The 19,447-nt window shown below is 57.6% G+C and carries 19 protein-coding genes; 2 read left to right on the plus strand and 17 right to left on the minus strand.

The features are described 5' to 3' along the window. Nucleotides 1-1,190: hypothetical protein (locus Q5H91_RS16400; protein WP_305174533.1), on the plus strand; the 1,190-nt coding region annotated here is incomplete at its 5' end. 377 nt (nt 1,191-1,567) lie between these two features. Here Q5H91_RS16400 and Q5H91_RS16405 read toward each other — a convergent pair. Genes Q5H91_RS16405 through Q5H91_RS16445 form a run of 9 tightly spaced genes read right to left on the minus strand, consistent with a single transcriptional unit; the run spans nt 1,568 to nt 8,966 of the window. Then, the gene (locus Q5H91_RS16405) at nt 1,568-1,807 is read right to left on the minus strand and encodes an acyl carrier protein (RefSeq protein ID WP_305174535.1); all 240 of its coding nucleotides are present in this window, start codon (nt 1,805-1,807) and stop codon (nt 1,568-1,570) included. Beyond that, nucleotides 1,800-3,581: an HAD-IIIC family phosphatase gene (locus tag Q5H91_RS16410; protein ID WP_305174537.1), complete on the minus strand. Its 1,782-nt coding sequence runs from the start codon at nt 3,579-3,581 to the stop codon at nt 1,800-1,802. The genes Q5H91_RS16405 and Q5H91_RS16410 overlap by 8 nt, the downstream gene beginning before the upstream one ends. Next, the gene (locus tag Q5H91_RS16415) at nt 3,578-4,768 is read right to left on the minus strand and encodes a glucose 1-dehydrogenase (RefSeq protein WP_305174539.1); all 1,191 of its coding nucleotides are present in this window, start codon (nt 4,766-4,768) and stop codon (nt 3,578-3,580) included. The genes Q5H91_RS16410 and Q5H91_RS16415 overlap by 4 nt, the downstream gene beginning before the upstream one ends. 1 nt (nt 4,769) lies before the next feature. Beyond that, nucleotides 4,770-5,783 carry a 3-oxoacyl-ACP synthase III family protein gene (locus tag Q5H91_RS16420; protein WP_305174540.1) on the minus strand — a complete coding sequence of 338 codons (1,014 nt, stop codon included), beginning with the start codon at nt 5,781-5,783 and terminating at the stop codon, nt 4,770-4,772. After that, nucleotides 5,776-6,453: an MBL fold metallo-hydrolase gene (locus Q5H91_RS16425; RefSeq protein WP_305174541.1), complete on the minus strand. Its 678-nt coding sequence runs from the start codon at nt 6,451-6,453 to the stop codon at nt 5,776-5,778. Before Q5H91_RS16425 ends, Q5H91_RS16420 begins: the two co-directional genes overlap by 8 nt. A gap of 1 nt (nt 6,454) precedes the next feature. After that, the gene (locus Q5H91_RS16430) at nt 6,455-7,165 is read right to left on the minus strand and encodes an SDR family NAD(P)-dependent oxidoreductase (RefSeq protein ID WP_305174543.1); all 711 of its coding nucleotides are present in this window, start codon (nt 7,163-7,165) and stop codon (nt 6,455-6,457) included. Between the two features lie 12 nt (nt 7,166-7,177). Beyond that, nucleotides 7,178-7,462, minus strand: a complete 285-nt coding sequence (locus Q5H91_RS16435; protein ID WP_305174544.1) for a hypothetical protein — start codon at nt 7,460-7,462, stop codon at nt 7,178-7,180. A 14-nt stretch (nt 7,463-7,476) separates the two neighbouring features. After that, a complete protein-coding gene (locus Q5H91_RS16440; protein ID WP_305174559.1) occupies nt 7,477-8,049 on the minus strand; it encodes a GNAT family N-acetyltransferase in 573 nt (190 codons plus the stop codon). A 2-nt stretch (nt 8,050-8,051) separates the two neighbouring features. After that, nucleotides 8,052-8,966 carry a class I SAM-dependent methyltransferase gene (locus Q5H91_RS16445; RefSeq protein ID WP_305174546.1) on the minus strand — a complete coding sequence of 305 codons (915 nt, stop codon included), beginning with the start codon at nt 8,964-8,966 and terminating at the stop codon, nt 8,052-8,054. 154 nt (nt 8,967-9,120) lie between these two features. Between Q5H91_RS16445 and asnB the strand changes: the two genes are divergently transcribed. Continuing rightward, nucleotides 9,121-11,088 (plus strand): asparagine synthase (glutamine-hydrolyzing), encoded by a 1,968-nt coding sequence (asnB, locus tag Q5H91_RS16450; protein ID WP_305174548.1) that lies wholly within the window; start codon nt 9,121-9,123, stop codon nt 11,086-11,088. A 15-nt stretch (nt 11,089-11,103) separates the two neighbouring features. Here the strand turns inward: asnB and Q5H91_RS16455 are convergent, their stop codons facing one another. The 8 genes from Q5H91_RS16455 to Q5H91_RS16490 all read right to left on the minus strand — a co-directional run bounded on the left by Q5H91_RS16455 (nt 11,104) and on the right by Q5H91_RS16490 (nt 19,403). Further along, entirely contained in the window at nt 11,104-12,441 is a 1,338-nt protein-coding gene (locus Q5H91_RS16455; protein WP_305174549.1) for a class I adenylate-forming enzyme family protein, read from the minus strand. A 52-nt stretch (nt 12,442-12,493) separates the two neighbouring features. Then, complete coding sequence (locus Q5H91_RS16460) at nt 12,494-13,375, minus strand: glycosyltransferase (RefSeq protein ID WP_305174550.1); 882 nt, start codon at nt 13,373-13,375, stop codon at nt 12,494-12,496. Then, entirely contained in the window at nt 13,372-14,229 is an 858-nt protein-coding gene (locus Q5H91_RS16465) for a glycosyltransferase (protein WP_305174552.1), read from the minus strand. The genes Q5H91_RS16460 and Q5H91_RS16465 overlap by 4 nt, the downstream gene beginning before the upstream one ends. 14 nt (nt 14,230-14,243) lie before the next feature. Then, nucleotides 14,244-15,608: a hypothetical protein gene (locus tag Q5H91_RS16470; RefSeq protein ID WP_305174553.1), complete on the minus strand. Its 1,365-nt coding sequence runs from the start codon at nt 15,606-15,608 to the stop codon at nt 14,244-14,246. Then, on the minus strand, nt 15,605-16,507 hold the full coding sequence (locus tag Q5H91_RS16475; protein WP_305174555.1) for a glycosyltransferase family 2 protein: 903 nt from the start codon (nt 16,505-16,507) through the stop codon (nt 15,605-15,607). The genes Q5H91_RS16470 and Q5H91_RS16475 overlap by 4 nt, the downstream gene beginning before the upstream one ends. A gap of 88 nt (nt 16,508-16,595) precedes the next feature. Next, nucleotides 16,596-17,861 (minus strand): O-antigen translocase, encoded by a 1,266-nt coding sequence (locus Q5H91_RS16480; RefSeq protein WP_305174556.1) that lies wholly within the window; start codon nt 17,859-17,861, stop codon nt 16,596-16,598. 32 nt (nt 17,862-17,893) lie between these two features. Continuing rightward, nucleotides 17,894-19,027, minus strand: a complete 1,134-nt coding sequence (locus tag Q5H91_RS16485; RefSeq protein WP_370655284.1) for a DegT/DnrJ/EryC1/StrS family aminotransferase — start codon at nt 19,025-19,027, stop codon at nt 17,894-17,896. Then, entirely contained in the window at nt 18,990-19,403 is a 414-nt protein-coding gene (locus Q5H91_RS16490) for a sugar 3,4-ketoisomerase (RefSeq protein ID WP_305174558.1), read from the minus strand. Before Q5H91_RS16490 ends, Q5H91_RS16485 begins: the two co-directional genes overlap by 38 nt. Nucleotides 19,404-19,447 lie beyond the last annotated feature (44 nt).

Here is a 19,447-nt window from a genome sequence, read left to right on the forward strand (position 1 = left end):
GCCGACGCGTAATGACCCGCTCGCGTACTGAATGGGTGGTCAGAGGACTTGCGGCGTTGATGGTCGTTGCGACCGGAACCTATGCGCTACTCTTCACGTCCGGACAAATCCTGGCGCGGACCGATCCTGCCTTGGCTTATCAATTGTCTCCGCCAAATGGTAGGGTGACGGCAATATATGCAGCGTCGCTATCCCTTCCTGGAGCGAGCAGCTCGGATCGTGCCCGCGCCGAACTGTTGGCGCGGCGTGCCCTACGGCAAGACCCAACCGTCCAAGCTGCGGTGTCGAACTTGGGCACAAACGCTGACCTGAGATCGGATCAGGCGACTGCCACTCGTGCTTTCACCTATGGTCAACGACTGTCGCGCCGCGACCTGACGACCCAATTGTGGTCGATCGAACATGAGGTCAGCCGCAGCAGCATCGCAGGTGCGCTTCGCTGGTATGACGCGGCGCTTCGCACCCATCCGGAAATTGCCGACCTGCTCTTTCCGGTGCTTCTCGAAGCCAGCAAGGATTCCGTCGTTCGGGCAGGCCTTGTACGGACGCTCGCCACCCGGCCGCGCTGGAGCACAAGCTTTATCGAATTCGCTCCTGGCAATGCCGGTGATCCGAGAGAGGCAGCGATCCTGCTACGCGACGCACGCCGAGGAAGCGCGATCGTTACCGATCGGGCGAACAGCACGATGGTTGACGTTCTGCTCACAAAAGGGTTCTTGGATCAGGCGTGGAATTATTACGCCAGCTTTCATCCGGGCGTAGATCGTCGGCGATCGCGTGATCAGAGCTTTACTGCCAATCTTTCGACCCCAAGTTCACTGGACTGGGTAACGGCGAACGCCGAGGGGATCACGGCCACGATCCAGCAGGGCTTTGCTGAATTCGCCGTACCTTCATCCGTTGGTGGTCCCATTATGCGGCAGCTCCAACTGCTGCCCGCTGGCCACTATCGGCTGAGTGGTCGAAGTGAAGGTATCGACCAGCCCGGATCGGCTTATTGGGTATTGACGTGTCAGAACGGCCGGGAGCTGGGTCGGGTCCCCTTATCGGCGAGCGGTGACTTTGCGGGTATGGTCGAGGTACCGCGCGATTGCACTCTTCAGACGTTGTTGCTGGTCGCGCAGCCACCCGAAGCCGCGGCAGGTGCAGATGGAAGGGTAACTAAGGTTGTCGTCGCTCCTCTACCCTAAAATGACTGAGATCATTGAAGAGAAGATAAAATGAAACGGATTACCGCTGTCATCATGTTTGCCGCAATGATGCCGCTAACCGCACCCTGCCAATCCGTTACAGCTACATCGACCGCTCGTGGGCGAACAGCGACCTCTTCCGTCGGCGAGGCAGGAAAGCGTCAAACCCGCGGTCAGATACAGGGAATTACCCCGCTAGCGCGGCTGGCCAACCGGATCGACAATCGGATTCAATCACGCATCCGTAACCGCATCGACCGCGATTACCAACCAGACGCAAGTGGTGCCGCGGCATTTGCCACGGCGGAGGAACAAGCCCGCTCGACCACGCCGCGTCAATAGATTACGTCGCGCTCAAGCGTTGACTGCTATGGCGATCAGGCCGCTGCGACTCCTTCTTCGACGACAATCTTGATCAGTGGCCATGACGTGATGTTGCTCGCCTCATCATCCGGGATCGTAATGCCGAAGGCATCCTCAATCGCCAGTACCAACGTCATATGTCGCAACGAATCCCATACTTCGACCGTGTCCATGCTGAAATCAGCATCGATCGTCGTCACCTCTACGTCCAGCACATCCGCTATGACCTGTTTCAGCTTATCTTCGTCAAGCATCGGTAACCTTCACCCAGTTAGAAATTGTCGGCGTGAAATCGGCGATGTGTCGTCCATAGCGGCGTACACCGCCGGTGTCATTGAGCAGTTCCAAACCGAGGCGATCATAAAAATCACGGACCTGTGCGTTTTTGGCCGTTGGTATAAAATCTGCCTCGATCCGCATCGCCCCCTTCACCGCCACTCGCGCGAGTACGGCGGACCAAAGCGAAAACTCCACACCCTGCCCCAAAACACGGCAACTCATCAGGTAGTTGTCCACCCTCGCGACATCCCCGTCATAGTGAAGGACGAGCACGCCGGTCAGTCCTGAGTCGCCAAAGCGGTTCCGCACGGTAATAGAGAATACCTGCTTATCAGCTTCGTTCATCCATTGCTCCACCTGTGCCTGAGTGTAGCGCCGAGTGGTCAAATTGAACTGGTTGGATTTCTGCGACAGCTCGGCGATGCGCGCCGCCTCTGACAGGTGGTCGACATGTATAGAAGCCTCAAGCTCAAGTGAGGCCAAATAATCCTCGTGTGAGCCAAAAGCAGATCGGGCCTCAACCGCTGCCGCACGGGCGCGATAATGTTCGAGCTTTGCCCCGCCATCAGTTGCAGCGCCTGCACCTAGGAAGAGCCGTTCGACCTCGGCTATGATCCGTGGATAGTCGGAGAGTGTCGTCGGAACTTGAATCATCGTGATCTGCGGCAGGCGGGAGCGAACTGCCTCGACTTCGACCGGTGAGTCATCAAGGAACACGAAGCTGTCCAGATCGACATTCAGCTCGGCCGCAAGGTCAGTCAGATTGGCTACCTTGTCGATCCAATTCACCCGCTGGCTTACCAGATCGGTATCCTTGAGCACCATGTGCGGGTGTCGGGCAAACATTTCTGCAACGTCGTCAGGATTATTCTTGGTGCAGAGGCACAGCAGCACACCCTGGCGCTGCAGCGCCAAGATCGAGTTCTGTATGCGCCAGTATACGTTGCCGGGATAATCGTAGGGATCAAGCTTTACACCTTCGACCAGATCCTCTCCAAGAACCCCCCCCCACAACGTGTTATCGCAATCGAGCGCCAGAACCTTCAAATATCGACTGCCAAAATTTCGTGTGCCTGCCGCCAGTCGGGCAGCAAGCAGGGCGAGGACACGTGCGGAATAGGGCGCCTTGGCCTTCAGGAAAAAGCGCCAATCCAGCGCTGTTTCCCGACCTACCGTCGTCACCGCCGCTTCGACATCCACTAATTGGACGTTCGGATAGGCCGCGGCGACGGATCCCACGATTTGGTTGAAGCGGTCGATCACCGCTGCCACGGCATCTCGTCCATCGGGTGCGGCAGAGGGTCCCATGCGGTGGAACAGGCCAAGCTGCACCGATTTGAATACATTAGCCTTTTCGAGCGTCAGATTAAGCTTCGCGCGGAAACCTTCCTCCTGATCCGCAATGGCCGCGGCCGTCATATGCGGTATCTGGGCCTCTAAGGCGGGAATCACATTATCGAAGACAGGAAGCAGAATCATGCGCTCCACGCCTTCGGCCCGGAAACGCTCCGTATCACCGATCGGATCGTCATAATTGCCCATGACGATGCGAGCACGCAGCCCGGCAAGTACGGCTTCACGCCGGATATAGGTGCCCAACAGATCGACCGTGGCATTCGACGAGATGCCAATGACGATTTCCGAAGCATTTGCCAGGACGCGTTCTGCCGAGGCAACCGTCTTCATCAGTGCCGCCAGCGTAATCTCACGATCCTCCAGCGCTGCCCGCAGGTCAGGTTCCAGCGTCACGACAGCGCCATCCCGCCGTTAACCCGCAGAGTATGGCCGGTGACGAACGCGGCATCATCGGAGGCCAGGTGGGCTACCGCTGCAGCGACATCAATAGGCGTCGCTAGACGCCGCAGCGGGGTCTGGCGCGCCGTCATGAGCTGGACCTTTTCCGGCACGTCTCCGATCAGAGTTGTTTCCGTCATCCCGGGCGACACGCTATTGATCGTTACGCCCTGCGGTCCAAGTTCGGCAGCGAGATACCGCGACAGCATGGCGACCGAGGCCTTGCCGACGGCATAGCTCGTCCATCCGGATGATGGCGGTCCATCGATCGCTTGCGAGCTGATGTTGACGATCCTGCCCCATTTGCGAGCCGCCATGTCGGGCGCGCAACGCTGCATGAGGAGGAGCGCGCTCTTCAGCTGAACGTCGAGATGAGTCTGGAAATCGTCCCACTCCAGCTTGCCGAACGGCTTCGGATTTATGCGTGGGGAGGCATTGTTAACAAGGATGTCGACCGATCCGAACGCATGGACGGCCGCGTCGTATAATCGATCGATGCCCTCACGATCCCCGATGTCCGCATTCACGGCGACCGCCCGGCGCCCGTCTGCGTTCAGCGTTGCCGCCAGTGCCTCGGCCTTGTTGCGATCGCGTCGATAATTGACGACGACTTGGCAACCGTCTGCTGCAAGACGGCGGCAGATCGCCGCACCAATCCCTCCGGTTCCGCCCGTGACGATCGCGACGCGCGCGCGATCGGTCGGCAACGCGTCAACGCGTTGCGGTCTGCCGGCCAAAACCTTCACCTTGCCGCGACCGGTTACGACGACCTGCCCGTTCTGGTTGACGATCTGGGTATCGAGTTCGAGCAGGCGCTCGCGCTCGTGCTTGGCTATCACCGTGCAACTGACTGTCAGGCTGTCTCCAAGCCGAACGGGTGCCAGGAACTCGATGTTCTGCGACACCCACAAAGCGCCCGCGCCGGGCAATTGCGTGCCGATCACCGTCGATATGAAGCTGGCCCCGAGCATGCCGTGGACCACGATATCTTTAAACGGCGTCTCCTCCGCAAAGGCACGATCGACATGCAGTGGATTATCATCCCCCGTCATCTCGACGAAGCGACGAACATCGGCTTCGGTGATCGTGCGGAGGAGCGAGCGGGTCTCACCGACGGCGATGCGGTCGAAATCTGCGAACATGTCAGGCGTCCTCATGCCCGGGCATGTGCCAGGTCCATACGCTGGCACCGAAATTAAAGCCGGCGCCCACCGCCGCCAGCAGAACCGTATCCCCATTATGCAACAGGCGCTTCTCGACCGCCTCGCTCAATGCGATCGCTAGTGATGCAGCACCGGTATTCCCGATCTCACGGACGTTGGTGTAGGTCTTCGACATATCGAGCCGCATCTTTTTCACGATATAGTCGATCAGATTATAATTGGCCTGATGGAATACCATGAAATCGATGTCTTGCAGGGCAACGCCGCTTTTCTCGCAAGCGCGCCGGATAACTTTCGGCATATGCGTGATGGCCTGTTTCCAGGTTGCGATGCCATTCATCTCCATGTGATCGATCGTGGGATCATAGGTTCGCCCGATCATGCCGTGGCTTGATCCACCGCCTCGCATACGCACGGCCTCGAAGTTGGACGCATCGGTGTGGAACGCGCTAGCCTTGATCCCAAAGTCGAGCTTCGTGTGCGAAAGCACCGCCGCCCCCGCGCCATCGCTCAGATAGATCGCTGTGTTGACGTCGGTCCGGTCGATGTACCGACTGCACAACTCGACCCCGATGACGAGCGCGTTGCGAACGGTGGGATCGACCCGCATCCGATCAGATGCCGTAGTCAGGCCGGTGACAAACCCTGTGCAATTCGCTTGCAGGTCGAAAATCTGCGCGTCGGTGGCACCGAGTTCCAGCTGAACCTTCGCTGAAACCGGCGGGAAGATGTAATCACCCGAAAACGTGCAGACGATGATGAGGTCGATCTCACTCGCGGAGACGCCTGCGCAGGTCAGTGCGCGCTGGGCCGCCGCAATCGCATAGCCCGAGGCACTATCCTCCGGCGCGGCGATGAAGCGTCGCTGGATGCCGGTCTTTGCAACGATCCAGTCGGGCGTCACGTCTAGATTCTGACATAAGGTCTCGTTGTCTTCCGATTTCGCAGGCAGGTGGTGGCCAACCCCGGAGATGCAGATTCCGGCATCAAACATCGCAATTGTCCAAAACAGTAGCGTCCTCGGCGAGGAAGGCGCGTAGCGCGGCGTTGTCCCGCTTTACGATCATACCCGGAGCGCTGGGCCCATGTCCGGGATGAACAATAACGTTATCCAGGAAGCCCCATAAAGACCGGATGGTCGAACGCAACTGCGCCGGATTTTCACCGGGTAGCTTAGACAAGCCGACACCCTGCGTGAAGAGCGTGTCGCCGGTGAAAAGCTGATCGCCCCATACCAGCGAACAACTGCCCGGTGTATGACCCGGCGTCGACCGGTAGATCAGGGTACGATCTCCAAACCTGAACGAAGCGCCGTCCTCGACCAGCGACAGCGGAGGTAGAGAAATACGATCCTCGCGTTTCATCACCATCAGGATGAAGTTGTTCGTGCGGGCGATCTTCACATCGGCAGTGTGGAGGTGGACCTCCGCGCCGTAGCGTTCCTGAAAATACCGCGCCGAGCCGATGTGATCAAAATGACCATGGGTACAAAATAGGTGCGCAGGACGGCAGTTCAGTATCTGCAGGGCAGCGGCGATCGGTTCCGGGTCAAGGCCCACGTCGACTAGAAAAGCGTCTCCTGGTACATCCGTCCGACAGATATAGCTGTTCGCCGGAAAGCCTCCGGCCGTCACGCACCAGACGTTGTCGGCGACCTGCCGCATGTCAATTGATCCCACCCAACCAGATAGTCTGTGCAGTCACATATCCACTGCGCTCGGACAGTAGGAAATCAAGAACGTTCATGATGTCGTCAGCCTGGGCAAAGCGTGGGATTGGCATATTTCGGATGATGGCCTCGACCTTTTCACGTGGCAATTGATTCAACATTTCGCTTTCGATGGCGGTAATGGCTAGGGTATTACACGTTACTCCCAAAGGGCCCAGTTCCTTGGACAAAACGTTCGCCAGCGTGGCGACGCCCGCCTTTGTCGCCGCGTAGATAGAGTCACCGATAGGCTCCAGACTGGCTGCCATTGAACCGATGTTAACGATACGCCCCCACTTCGTCCGGCGCATCATTTTTGCGGCCTCCCGGCTGACCAGGAAGGTGCCAAGCAGGTTGACGTCCAGCATGTCTCGCGCCGCTTTGGGCGGCATGATCATAGCATATTGGGAGGTCAACACCGCTGCATTGTTCACGACGATCTGAACGGGGCCGACGTTACGGGCAATTTCGGCGAACGCCGCCTGCACGAGCGAAGCGTCAGCGACGTCGACCCGGTAATGCCGATAATTGGCGTGATCGAGACTGGCCTCCCCGCGCGAGAAGCCGACGACCGTTGCGCCCCGGGAGAGCAGATGCTCGGCGATCGCTCGCCCGACGCCGTGTCGACTTCCCGTCACCAGCGCGATTTTACCACCTAACGATGTCATGGTGTCGGCGTGTCACGCCGCCAGCGAAGTGATGTAACCAGCCAAGGTTTCCGGATCGGTGAACGGCGAGGTTGGTTGGTTGATGGCGCGATCGTCGGTCAGGCTCACCGGTTTGCCCAACGCCTCCGAAGCCTCTGCTTCGACGTCCACGATGACGGACACGAGCGAGAGGGAATCAATCACCGCATCGGCACCGAACAATGGCGTACGCGGCCCAACATCGACCGGTTCATCCAGTTCCTCGTTGAGGCGTTCCAGCGCGCGCAGCACGATCTGCAAGGCGTCGTCTTTTGTCATGCTCACTCCTGGGTTCACGTTGCGCCGGCCATTCCTATCAGAGCCTTCATGCGAGGCAGCGTTTCGGTTCGGTATTCTTCTTCCAGCAGCGCAAATATCAACGCATCTTGGAAACGGCCATCGATGAAATAATGCCGCCGCATGCGGCCTTCTTCGCGCATGCCGAGGTAACGTTGCCACGTCACCATGCGCCGATTATCGGCAGCGATGGTACCGTACAGACGTACGAGCCGTAATTCATCGAACGCGAGTTCGTACAGCAGCTTCATCGCCTCGACAGCAGCCGGGATGCCGCGCGCACCCTCCTCGTCACCGATCAGGAAACGGCCGGGCTCGGCATGGCGGTTTGTGCGGTCGATCGCCGCCAGGGACAACATGCCGATCGATCGCCCGTCCCTGCGCTCAATGACGAAGTTCATCTCGTTAGCAGGTCGCGATCCAATCCAGCGCTCCTGCTCCGCTACAGTGGACGCGCCCTGGTTCAGTAACCGGGCGCGAATGCTCTGGCGCCATGCATACGTAAGAGCCGCATCGTCCGGGACAAGCGGACGTAGGGCGACATAGCGCCCCTCTCTCCGGTCCGTCACGATCAATATACCATGAACGCCGCAGCTAGAGGCACCGGCAGGCCGGGGCGCGGCGGTGCATAGGCCTGACCGACAAAGAACTGCTCGGTGACGAAGCCAGCCTCCACGAGTTGCGCCTCGACCTCCCCTGCGTCGCGATACAGATAGATGTGGTCGGTATGCGCCGCGTTGAGCGCCGCGGTGATGAAGGCCTTGCCGCCGGGGACGAGCACTCGGCGCAAAGCTTTAAGAAACTCGACGGGCTGTTCCAGATGCTCGAGCACCTCCACGCAGATCAGTGCCTCGGCCGACGCATTCGGGGTGTCGGTGACGACGTCCTCCAGATTAATCGCATAACGATCCGCCACGCGGAATACCTCCATCTGGCGCAGCGCAAACGCTTGCGATGACGGGCTGATGTCGACGCCCCGTCCATGGGCCATGGGAAGTTCCTGAAGTGCAATGCGCGAGTACAAACCGGTTCCGACACCCACCTCAAGGAACCGGTCGATCCGGGCAACCCGCAGGTAATCTACGAAGGCACTCTCGAAAAATTGGATCTGCCGATAGTGATGCGGCCATAGATAATGGGACAGGAACAGCCCAGGTAGGTACTCCGACTGCATGTACACATCATTGTGATAGACTTCACTTGCCGCCTCAGCGTAGGTTTTTGCTTGATAATCCCTGGTTTTTTCAAATTTTGCCTGGAGACGCAGCGACGTCATTGCAAACGCAGCATAGCCCTTGATCGCTGCGGAGCGCGCTGCCGTGTCATTAAACATGACTCCGACGGCGCTCTCGAACTTGTCGGCCCAGACGTCCCCAAAGGTGTTGAAGGAACGATCAACGATGTCGGCGGAGAAACGATGCTGCTGACGGAACAGATCCTGTATTTCGGTCAGCAGGGGACGTGACTGGCCGTCGGTGAGGGGCATACGTATCCGATCCAAAGCGATGAACGGCGCGAGGCCGCGCAACGCTCCATGGGCGCGCGTTAGCGTAGATGGCTCCGCCCTGTAAAGGCGATGGGTGGGCACTGCATTGCAGAGCCATCGAGGCCACCCTAGGACGGCGGGCAGGAGGTTGGGCATGTGCGGAATAGCTGGTTTCATGGCAAGCGGTGGCAGCGGCGACGATCTGCTCGCGCAACTGAGAGCCATGACGGGGTCCATCGAGCATCGGGGGCCGGACGACGCGGGATATTGGGTGGACAAGCACCTGGGCATCGGCCTCGGGCACCGCCGCCTGTCGATCGTCGACCTGTCGCCGAGCGGCCATCAACCCATGACGTCGGCGTCGGGTCGCTATGTCATCGTCTACAATGGCGAAATCTATAATCATCGTCAGCTGCGCCGTCATGTGGAAGCGGGCAAGGCATCACCCGATTGGAAGGGGCATTCGGACACCGAAGTGTTGCTTGCCTGCCTTGATGCATGGGGGCTTGAACGGACGCTTGCCCGTATCAATGGCATGTTCGCCTTCGCGCTGTGGGACGTGAAGGCGCAAACACTAACATTGGCACGCGACCGGCTTGGCGAGAAGCCGCTTTATTATGGCCAGCAAGGCAACCGCATCTTCTTCGCCTCCGAGCTAAAAGCCATCATTGCCCATCCGTCATTTCGGAGGACCATAAACCGACAGGCCGCCGCACGCTTCATGCAACTGGGATATGTACCAGCCCCACTCAGCATCTGGAGAGACGTCAGCAAGCTGCCGCCAGCCCACATACTGACCATCGCGGCTCACGATCGTAGTCTCGCTGCGCCGCGTTGCTACTGGGATCTGGATCGGATCGCAGCCGAGGGCGTAGCCAGCCCGCTGGCGGATACGCCCGCACTCGTCGACGAGCTCGACGGGCTTCTTCGGGATGCGGTGGCGCTCAGGATGGAAGCTGACGTACCGCTGGGCGCGTTCCTGTCGGGCGGGGTGGATTCGTCTGCTGTGACGGCATTGATGCAGGCGCAATCATCCCGTCCGATCAAGACCTTTTCCATCGGCTTCACGGAGCGCAGCTACGACGAATCCGAACATGCGAAGGCTGTTGCACGACATCTTAGCACGGACCACCACATGCTCCGCGTGACGCCGGCTGAAATCCAGGACGTTCTTCCGCGCCTGCCGCAGATCTGGGACGAACCGTTTGCCGACGCGTCCCAGCTTCCCACTTTTCTCGTCAACGCGTTTGCCCGAAAGGAAGTGACCGTTGCTTTGTCAGGCGATGGTGGCGATGAACTGTTCGCCGGGTACAACCGCCACGTCTTGGGGTCGCGCATCTGGCATGGGTCGGAGCGTATGCCGCGCTTGCTTCGCCGTGGAGTTGCTGCCTTGCTGACCGCGCCATCGCTGACGAGGGCGGCAACCGGCATCGCGCAATTATCACGTGCTGGCGCTGGTGTCGCGGATCTAGCCGAGCGGCTGGGCAAGGTGGGCGCAGTCATCGCTGCCGAAGAGCCGGCCGATTTCTACGAACGGCTTGTATCAAAATGGCCGAGCGACCATGGCCTGGTGCTGGGGGCGCCGTCCAACGACGCCGGCCGGCGAAACGTCAGATTTATGGACTTCCGCAACACGATGCTATTCATGGATACGGCCACATACTTGCCGGATGATATCCTGGTGAAAGTCGATCGAGCAGGCATGAGCGTCAGCCTGGAGGGTCGTATTCCCTTTCTCGACCATCGTGTGGTTGAACTGGCATGGCGAATCCCACTGAGCGCAAAGATCCGCGATAATCGGGGCAAACACATCCTTCGGGAGGTTTTGTATCGTTACGTGCCGGCATCGCTGATCGACCGTCCGAAGGCCGGCTTTGGTGTCCCGATCGGCGCATGGTTGCTGGGTCCGCTGCGCTCTTGGGCGGACCATCTCCTCGATCCTGTCCGGATGCACGCCGAAGGGTACCTCGACCCGAAGCTTGCCCAGGCAAGCTGGAAGGCCTTCCAGCAGGGTGATCGCGCTCGACTTCCGCAAATTTGGTGCATGCTGATGTTCCAAGCCTGGCTAGAACATCAGCATGGCATCGCGCACCACCCGGAAACGGTCGGATTGGCGGCTTAGCACCATCATGGTATGCTAGCCGCGGCGCTTCTTCTGCCGCGAGGTGTACAAGGGGCCATCCGCCAGGACGACCTTTGCCGGAGACTTGTAGTTCGCCAGCGACACGTTGCATGCGCGGCGAATACGTCGCTTCAAGTCTGTCACCGGTTCGGTCGACGTCGTCAAAACCTTCGCGACGACCACGTTGCCCAACATCGGATGATGCTCCCCGTAAACCGCTACGTCCGTAATGTTCTCCAAGCCGAGGATGACGTCCTCCACTTCAGCCGGATAGACCTTCTGGCCGCCGACGTTGATGATGTCGGTAACCCGTCCGAGGATACGGAAATAGTCGCCATCAAATTCCACCCGGTCTTGGGTATTAAACCACCCGTCCTCGTCAAACTCCGATGGTGCATTAAGATAGCCGAGCATCGCAAATTCAGAACGGACCCATAGGACGTCATCCTTAACTTTCGTCTGAAATCCTTCGCCCCCCAACCGGACCCAGAGGGATCCGTCGTCCCGCGATTGGGATCGCATCACTCCGACTTCGGAAAGGCCATAGGTTTGCTGCAACGTTACCGCGGGGAAATCAGCTTTGAGTCGGTCAAGCGTGCTTTGTGGCATCACTTCGGTGCCGTAAGTGATGCGGCGTAGCGACGACAGATCGTATTCGCGGTGCAGATTGGATGCGATCATCATTGTCAGAAACGATGGCGTCGTCGGCAGAAGCTCGACACGATGATGCTCGATCGCCGCGCAAATGTTCCCGATTGAGCGATTGGCCACTGTCACCACCGTCCCCAGGTTGGCTACTATCCCTAGGATTGTGTTGATGCCGCCAAAGTGATCGATCATCAGGAACGGGATCGCACTGACAGGAGAACGCTGCTTCTGAAATTTTGCAACGACCCGGTCAAAGTCGTGAAGGATTGCCTTTGGGCGGCCTGTTGATCCGGATGAGAACAAAAGAAGACCGGGGTGGGCACTGGTCTTGAGCGCAGCAAGCAATTCATGATCTGCGTTCACGACATGCGATGACAGGGATGGTACAAAGTCCTCGTCGTCGAACTCGATCAGCCATTCACATCCGGATATACCTAACGCACTGTCCTTTTCGACCACGGATTCACGCGACAGCGGTATGACGACGTTGCCATTCTGCGCCAGCGCCAGCATCATGCAGAACATCTCAGGCGAATAATCGCCCAGCACCGCAACGCGATCGCCCCGCAGGATCCCGCCGTCCACTACCCACGCGCGGAACGATACCGTGCGGTCGACGACCTCCTTGTAGCCAACGTGACGATCACGGTGAATGAACGCCGCGCGATCAGGAGCCTGATTAAAGCGCTCGAGTAACCAGTCCATTACATTCTCCTAGCCGACGCGGCCGGCGCGATACCGGCGACATCGGGTGCGATCAGACCGACCGCAGGTGACGATAGAGGAGTTTCCTGACCCACACAGGGGCAATGCGCAGCAGCAGCAGGCTCGTGTAACGTAAATAATTGACGCCTCGGAGCATTTCGGCGCTTTTGGCATAGGCGATGCGCATGCGCACCTCGCTCAGCGCGCGCCGCAAGCCGGCGCGTCGCGCGAAGAAGCCGGCCTCCATCCGAAACCAGAGCAAAAATTCGGGAACATTCGCAATACGAAATCCCCCAATCACCAGCCGCGACCATAGATCATAGTCCTGCATCTGCGACAAGGACGGGTCGTACCGGAAGCCTTGTTCAAAGACATGTCGGCGCAGGACAACGGTGGGGTGGTTGAAAGGACTACGGTACAGCATGAACGTCGCGAGTTCCTGATGTTTCACAGGCAGTCGCTTGTAGAAATCAGCGGTTCCGGGGTGACTGAACTCGATACACCATGATCCGACGGCAGAAACGTCGGGATTGTCGTGAAGAAAGCCGATCTGTATCGCGAGCCTGGTGGGAACGGAAATATCGTCGGCGTCCATGCGGGCCATGAAGGCGATTGCGGGGGTGGCGAGGGCATGATCGATCAGGGTGTTAAGCCCGGTCGGCAGACCGCAGGAACGGCTTCCCCGCAAGACGATGTCGCGACCATCCGTAAGATCCAGCCGCCGTTGCAGCACGTCCTCCAGCGGATCGGTGAGCGGCCCGTCGCAATAGACGAACAATCGCATCCTGGCATAGGTCTGCGTCTTCATACTCCCGATCGCTTCGTCGAAATGCGCGGCATTTGCGCCCCGATGAACGCATAGAAGCACCGCGGTGTCGGCTTCCTTCGCATCAATCGCGGCGATAGATGCGCGATCCTGTCCGGGCGGGATCATCGTTTGCCTCGTGGAGTGGCAACGTACGGTCCCCCTACGCCCAGCAAGGCGTCCCGAATGCCACTGACTGCAAACCGCAGGCGGACCATTCGTTGCGGCATCAGCAACGGGATCAATGCCAGCTTCGCCGCGAGTTTGAACGATTGCGCAATCCGCCAGTCCGATGGCGTATGTGGACGAAGCATGAGACGGAGGACATTTCTGTACTGAAAATAATGCCGGATCGGAGAGGGATATCGCACACCGGCGACGCTACCGTCACCGAGCCGGTGCCGGATGGCTGTCGACCGGCACAGCCGCAGGTCAAAGCCTAATTGTCGAGCACGCCATCCCCAATCAAAATCGACGCCGTCAATGAACAGGTCTTCGTCAAAACGGCCCACCCGTTCGAAAATGCTGCGACGAATGAGCGCACCTGAGCTCATCATATCGCGGCAATGTGGAAGCGCTCCGACCGCATTCCGAATGTTGCTGATCTCTTTGCCGTCCGGCGCGATTGCATTCGCGCTCACTACCGCCTGCGGGCCGAGCGTGCGGGCGCATCGCACCAAGCATTCCACAAGATCCGCTGCGGGGATGCTGTCGTCGTCGAGCAGAAGCACGGCCTCCGCACCCCTTGCCCAAGCCGCGGCAATCCCGGCGTTTTGCGCCGCACCAATGCCAAGATTGCCCTGCATGGACAGATAGGTGACGTGCCCGGCATTCCCGACCTGCGCCGCCACCAAGTGAGCTTCATCCGGCGTGGCCGCATTATCGGCGACGATGATGTCGCACTGATTCGACAGGATCCGCATGATCTCACGCAGTACCGTGAGTGTGGGGCGATACGTCACAATCACCGCTGCCACTTTCATCGATCTAGCACTCCCTAATGATGCGGATGGGGCGAGGGACGTGGCGCCGCTCCAGTTCCCGGCCCGTGGATCCCCATCGCCATGATGATGATCACGGTGAATAAGACTATGATGTCAAGAACATAGGCTAGCGCCACCGTCGGCTCTATAACGACAAGGACACCGCGCGCCCAGATCGCTGCCATCAGGCTGATCAGGAGCTTGTTATTCTGTGTGTCCACATTCTGGGAAGTCAGATGCACTGCGCGGCTTATTCTGCCTAGGAACCATCCAAGAATAATAATAAAAAATACACCTCCTATTGGACCGAAGTATACATAGGCAAAAAAATCGAAGTGGCTTGTAGGTCCGCCCCCAACCGCAGAATTTGGCGCATAATGAAGCAATGCTTGGCGCCCTACAGAGTAGTCTGCGACCTCATAGCCAAGAAGCTTTCCGAGATTATCATTACCCACTACGGGAGCAATAAAGCGCGCAGCAACGCTATCCTTCTGAAGGCCATCAATAATGTGGTTTGGTAGAATAAGGTAGCTGGTGTCACCAAAACCAATAAAGCGATATGCTAGCCGGGCAATCACCTGACTTGAAGACATGGCAAGTGGATCGGTGTTTTCGGCACGAACATTGTTATTATTAAGGTTAATGCTGAGTGCGATGGCGGAAAATGAGAGACCTACGACGACAACCATGATCGCTTGCCATGTAGAAATCCTGACTTTAAATCGGCTCATTGACAAGGAAAGAAACATAATCGAAAGGCTGTAGATGACCGATGCCTTCGCACCATTCACAATGGCCGCGTAAAGGATAAAGACACCTAGCAGGATGAACTTGGCGCCGCGGCCGCTAGGCTTTTCGATGATCGCGAGGGCCGCATAGGCAATGATAAAGGGACTGAGGCCATCCATGATGCGAATCGCTGCCCCATAGCCTCTTGCTACATCGAAGCGATTCGTTTCCGCCAGAATACCGAAACCGATCGACGAAAAAATGAGCAAGCTGAAAGCTGCATAAATTAAAGCGGAAATTGTGAATACCGAAGAACCCAGACGCTCGTCACTAAGTCTGCTAAAATAAGTGTAGATCAGCGGCGGTGCTTTTGCAGATGACGAAATCCTCAATGCCATGATGAACAGGACCGCATAGCTAGCCACCATCAGGAACAATGGCCAGTCGATTAGATCTTCAATTCTCATAAAGAGAACGATGCCGTAATTAATACCAAAGGCGAAGACCAGCGTCAGCGTCATTGGGTCAAGCACACCGGCCGCCAGACGATCGCGGATGCTGAACCATAGGGCGACCGAGCAGAGAAGTGTCAGCGGTGCCAGCGTCAACCAATTGTCGATGGCGATGGTAAGGAACTGAATTTCGGTCATTGGAAACGCATCCACCAATAGGCATGTGCCACGAGCCCGGCCGCAAAGTCACTGGCGCGATGCCATCCCACCATCCTTGTGATATCGCGCGCCGCGGATCGGTCACGGCGACGCACCGCCACTAGGAAATAGAAGGCAAGCTTGTACCCGATCGCGCGCTGGCGGAGCGCCGGAGGTGCTACGGCTTTCAGTACCTGGATCGACGTTTCAACTTGTCGCAATAGATTTCGATAGCTGTTAGTCTGATGATGCCGATAATTGACGACATCCACATCTGGATAGAATTCGAAATCTACGCCACGGCGCATGAATTTCTGGAAAAGCTTTGAAAAAATTGCGTAATCGTCGGCGACGAGGCCGCGCGTGACGGCATTCGTTTCCACAAGTGCTTGAAGGCGGAAAACACTGGATTGACAAAGAAGTGGACTGGCATCCATCAGGAACAATCGAGTAATGAAGCGGTTGCCTGAATATCTAAAAAGCTTTTGGTGTCGTTTGCTGTACACTGGCACGGATGAGCCATCAGCCAAAAGATTGTACCCACCGCCGATGATGAAGCCCATTTTGGGATGATCGTTCAGATGATGCACCAACTCTTCGACGCCCTCTGCGACGGCGATGTCGTCGGACGAGACGACGTAGATGAATTCGGTTTGACACCGATCCATGAACGTCAGCATAGAATCGATCACGCCCTTGTTCCGTTCTTTGGTAACAAGCGTCACGTTGGAGGCACGCTCCTGCGCCAGGTGATCCCTGATCACGGCGACTGAATCGTCGGTCGACGCGTCGTCGATCACATAGATATGGGTGCCGGGCACGTTAATCCGACGGGCGCTATCGATCGCCTGCGTCACATAGGCGGCGTGGTTGAACGATGGAATAAATACGGACAGCATCAGTAAGCGCTCCGGATATAAAATCGGTCGCGGATGCGTGCGGCCGTACGATTTTGCGCCAGGTGCATCGAAAAGCAAGGAGCAGTTATCATGTGGCGCTGAACGGCACGGGGCGCCAGAAACGCCGTGTCACGACGACGATGCAGGCAAGATACAGGACGTAATTGGCAGTGTAGGCATAAGCGACACCGACCAGTCCATGTCGATTGACCAGGACATAGGCCAGAAGCACAAAGGTCGCCGAGAACAGCAGCTCGGTCACCACGAAAGCGCGCGTCATTGCCTTCGCCAGCATCAGATAGGATAGCAGCCAGGACGCCATCTTAACGATGTCGCCCAAGAGCATCCAGCCGAAAAGCTGAAGCATGGGTCTAAACGCGTCCGTAAAGAGGAGCTGTACGATCCATTTCCGCGCTGCATAGATGGCCGATGCGCTCAAGGTCACGATCGGCATCACGATCAGGAACGCCTGCTTCAGTTCAGAGCGGATGTCTTCATGGTCGAGTGTAGCGGATAGCTTGGGAAGATAGTAAACGGCGAGGCTGGTCGTGACGACAGTCAGATAGACTGACGCGACATACCACATCGCTTGCCACTGACCGGCAGCATTCTGGCCCAATGTGCCGGCGATATGGTCACGCACCAGCACTGCGGTGAGCGGTGAGACGATAGCACTCACTGTTGTCATCGCACTGTATCGGAGAAGGCGGACAGCTTCTGCGCGATCGAAGCCGGCACGAAAATTGGACCACCGGATGACGGCATGATGACGGATCGCCCATAGCAGAACGACAAGGACCAACGATTGGTTGGTGGCAAGGGCGACCAGTGCCCCCACCAAACCTAGCCACGCGATCAATCCAATCGTTAGGAACAGGGTCAACAGGCTTTGAGCGATGTTGACGAGGATATAGGTACGGGTTTCCTGCAAGCCGTTAACGACAGCGAGCAGCAAGCTGTTAACGACGAAGAGGCAGACGGTCAGGCCGAACAAGCGGATGACATAGGCGTATGCCGACGTCATTAGGAAAGCTTCGGATAAAGGCCTCGCACCGATCAGCAGGACGAGCGACACTGTCACGCAAGTGGCGCCGCACAGCCAGGCCGCTGTACTCAGTACAGAGCGTCGTTTGCCCTCGTCGCCTCCATATTCAGCCGTGTATTTCGTGACACCAGTATCAAGCCCCCCCTTGGCGGCCGTGAGAACGATCTGCACGAAGTTCTGAAACTGGCCGATCGTAGCGAGGCCTGCAGGTCCGCCCACGATCGCTACTGCCTTTCCGATCAGCAGGCTTGCTAGCATCTTCACCGACGTCGCGATCAGGCTGAGCAGGGATGTGCGGATAAGGTTCATCGGGGGCGGGGGGATCGCTAACCGGCAGTTGCCTAGAGCGATGAAACGCAATCGCGCACAGCTTGGATGACGGATTTGGTTTCATCGTCGCGCTGGGTGGGCCCGATAGGCAGGCTCAGCACCTCGGCCTGTAGTTGCTCTGCGATCGGCAACGAACCGGCCGGGATGGCCAGTGGGCGATAAGCCGGTTGCAGGTGTGGTGAAAGCGGATAGTGGATCACAGTCGCGATACCAACGTCCGCCAGCCGCTGCGCCAGAACGTCGCGTTGTGGATGCCGGATAACGTACAGATGCCACACGGACTGCGCATAATCGGGCATGCTTGGCAGGCCGATCGGCACATCGGCCAACCCAGCCGTGTACATGTCCGCAATTATGCGGCGCCGCTCATTATCAGCATCAAGCGATGCCAGTTTAACACGAAGAATTGCGGCCTGGATCTCATCTAGACGTGAGTTCACGCCAAGCTCTTCATGGTGATACTTGCGCGAAGAGCCGTAATTGCGCAGCTGGCGCAAACGAGCGGCCAGAGCCGGATCGTTCGTCGTAACCGCGCCGCCATCGCCAAGCGCGCCTAAGTTCTTGCCGGGGTAGAAACTCCAGCATGCGAGGTCGGCATCGCTACCCACCCGACGACCGTGATAACGGGCGCCATGTGCCTGCGCGGCATCCTCGATCACCTTCAGGCCATACGATGCTGCAAACGCGCAGATCGGATCGAGATCGGCCGGCTGACCATACAGGTGTACCGGAATGATCGCCCGGGTACGCGCCGTCAATGCACCACGGATGCGTGCTGGATCCATATTAAATGTGACTGGATCGGGCTCGATCGGAACGGGGATTGCACCTACCTGGCTGACCGCCAGCCATGTGGCAATAAAGGTATTCGACGGTACGAGCACTTCGTCTCCTGCACCGATATTTAATGCACGGAGCGCCAAGACCAAAGCATCAAGGCCGTTCGCTACACCGATACATTCCCGAACTTCACTAAAAGCCGCGAACTCAGATTCGAATGCGGCACATTCTTCACCGAGAATATACCATCCAGATGACAGAACACGATCAATCGCAGCTCGAATATTCTTGTCGAACCTATTATTTACCTCATACAGATCAAGAAACTTAACCACGCTTCTCTGCTGCCTCCTGAAATTCGGCATAATCTCGGTAATAATCTTCTTCTTCGTATTTGCGTGATGCGAGAACCATGCATACGGAACCGGATGAAAAATCGTGAAGTTCACGCCAAATCATGGGGCATATATACAGGCCATAGTTCGATCTGTTCAGAAAGAACGTACGCCTTTCCGTTCCATCATCAAGCATAACGCTGAAACTACCAGATGCGGCAATAATAAGCTGATGAAGCTGCTTGTGCGCGTGACCGCCGCGCTCTGCCCCGCCGGGAACATCATAAAGATAATAGACACGGTCGATCCCGAAGGGAATATGGTTGTCGCTCTCGATGAACGTTAAATTACCACGCGGATCGGAAATCCGGGGTAATTCCAATATCCTGCAATCACTAAGAGACATTGAGACTTCCAATGAATGTACAGTGAGCCGTTATAAATATTGCG

It is taken from the genome of Sphingomonas aurea (assembly GCF_030678875.1).
Taxonomy (GTDB): Bacteria; Pseudomonadota; Alphaproteobacteria; order Sphingomonadales; family Sphingomonadaceae; genus Sphingomonas; species Sphingomonas aurea.

What these genes read in the sequence shown, in the direction of transcription:
- Q5H91_RS16455 (WP_305174549.1), bottom strand. Translation starts at nt 12,441, where the DNA reads ATGGACTGGTTACTCGAGCGCTTTAATCAGGCTCCTGATCGCGCGGCG.
- Q5H91_RS16480 (WP_305174556.1), bottom strand. Translation starts at nt 17,861, where the DNA reads ATGAACCTTATCCGCACATCCCTGCTCAGCCTGATCGCGACGTCGGTG.
- asnB (WP_305174548.1), top strand. Translation starts at nt 9,121, where the DNA reads ATGTGCGGAATAGCTGGTTTCATGGCAAGCGGTGGCAGCGGCGACGAT.
- Q5H91_RS16425 (WP_305174541.1), bottom strand. Translation starts at nt 6,453, where the DNA reads ATGCGGCAGGTCGCCGACAACGTCTGGTGCGTGACGGCCGGAGGCTTT.
- Q5H91_RS16420 (WP_305174540.1), bottom strand. Translation starts at nt 5,783, where the DNA reads ATGTTTGATGCCGGAATCTGCATCTCCGGGGTTGGCCACCACCTGCCT.
- Q5H91_RS16470 (WP_305174553.1), bottom strand. Translation starts at nt 15,608, where the DNA reads ATGACCGAAATTCAGTTCCTTACCATCGCCATCGACAATTGGTTGACG.
- Q5H91_RS16445 (WP_305174546.1), bottom strand. Translation starts at nt 8,966, where the DNA reads ATGCCCCTCACCGACGGCCAGTCACGTCCCCTGCTGACCGAAATACAG.
- Q5H91_RS16435 (WP_305174544.1), bottom strand. Translation starts at nt 7,462, where the DNA reads ATGACAAAAGACGACGCCTTGCAGATCGTGCTGCGCGCGCTGGAACGC.
- Q5H91_RS16490 (WP_305174558.1), bottom strand. Translation starts at nt 19,403, where the DNA reads ATGTCTCTTAGTGATTGCAGGATATTGGAATTACCCCGGATTTCCGAT.
- Q5H91_RS16465 (WP_305174552.1), bottom strand. Translation starts at nt 14,229, where the DNA reads ATGAAAGTGGCAGCGGTGATTGTGACGTATCGCCCCACACTCACGGTA.
- Q5H91_RS16485 (WP_370655284.1), bottom strand. Translation starts at nt 19,027, where the DNA reads ATGCCGAATTTCAGGAGGCAGCAGAGAAGCGTGGTTAAGTTTCTTGAT.
- Q5H91_RS16405 (WP_305174535.1), bottom strand. Translation starts at nt 1,807, where the DNA reads ATGCTTGACGAAGATAAGCTGAAACAGGTCATAGCGGATGTGCTGGAC.
- Q5H91_RS16475 (WP_305174555.1), bottom strand. Translation starts at nt 16,507, where the DNA reads ATGCTGTCCGTATTTATTCCATCGTTCAACCACGCCGCCTATGTGACG.
- Q5H91_RS16460 (WP_305174550.1), bottom strand. Translation starts at nt 13,375, where the DNA reads ATGATCCCGCCCGGACAGGATCGCGCATCTATCGCCGCGATTGATGCG.
- Q5H91_RS16430 (WP_305174543.1), bottom strand. Translation starts at nt 7,165, where the DNA reads ATGACATCGTTAGGTGGTAAAATCGCGCTGGTGACGGGAAGTCGACAC.
- Q5H91_RS16415 (WP_305174539.1), bottom strand. Translation starts at nt 4,768, where the DNA reads ATGTTCGCAGATTTCGACCGCATCGCCGTCGGTGAGACCCGCTCGCTC.